The organism is Alkalicoccus luteus (assembly GCF_052061695.1).
GTDB lineage: Bacteria > Bacillota > Bacilli > Bacillales > Salisediminibacteriaceae > Alkalicoccus > Alkalicoccus luteus.
Window position 1 is genome coordinate 1 of the sequence record NZ_JBPZEY010000030.1, and the last position, 639, is coordinate 639.

A 639-nucleotide genomic window follows, 5' to 3' on the forward strand; every position below is an offset into this window, starting at 1 on the left:
AGAGGCTGGGACAAAATACTTCTCCAGCACGTAAAAAACGCTTTCGATGACCCAGGCGGGTCGTCGAGAGCGTTTTATTTGGGAGAAGCAATAACGAATCTGTCTCATGGCCGTGAACTTTCTCATGTTCACGGCCATGAGCGCGAATTTTAGTTCTTGTTTTCCCTTGGCTTTGCCACTCACCGAGATCCTGGTGAAACGCAAATTCGCCTTCAGAAATCCAAAAACGGCTTCCACGTCGGTTTTGCGCCGACCATAGATAGCTCCAGTTTTCTTTTTTGAAAGCAGTTGGCGGATATGTGCTTGTTGCGTTTCCCATCTTTCATTGTAATAAATCTTTTTGATTCGTCCCTTCCTTCGCCCTGGAACAATCGACGAGGAAAAGACAACTAGTACAATCTTCACGTCGACTTGGTAATCACGTCCTGGTAATAGTTTTAAACAGATTTTTTCACATAATCCTGATTTTCGTTGCGTTCGCTTCGATCTTCGTCCCGTCGATGAAAATCGCTTCGTTAATATCCGGGTGAACGCGGAATCGATTCAGGCTTCGATAGGTCGGCGTATATCCTTGGGCGAGCCACATCATACGAATGCTGTCATGCAGCATGACCTCTATTTTCTGTCCGAAAAACGGAC

General features: G+C 45.9%; 2 pseudogenes. Both read right to left on the reverse strand.

Annotated features, from left to right (window positions below):
• Positions 1–105: 105 nt before the first annotated feature.
• A pseudogene (locus ACSZLD_RS16850) lies at positions 106–403 on the reverse strand (transposase); the annotation flags it as partial.
• A gap of 48 nt (positions 404–451) precedes the next feature.
• Positions 452–639: pseudogene (locus ACSZLD_RS16855) on the reverse strand (IS5/IS1182 family transposase); the annotation flags it as partial.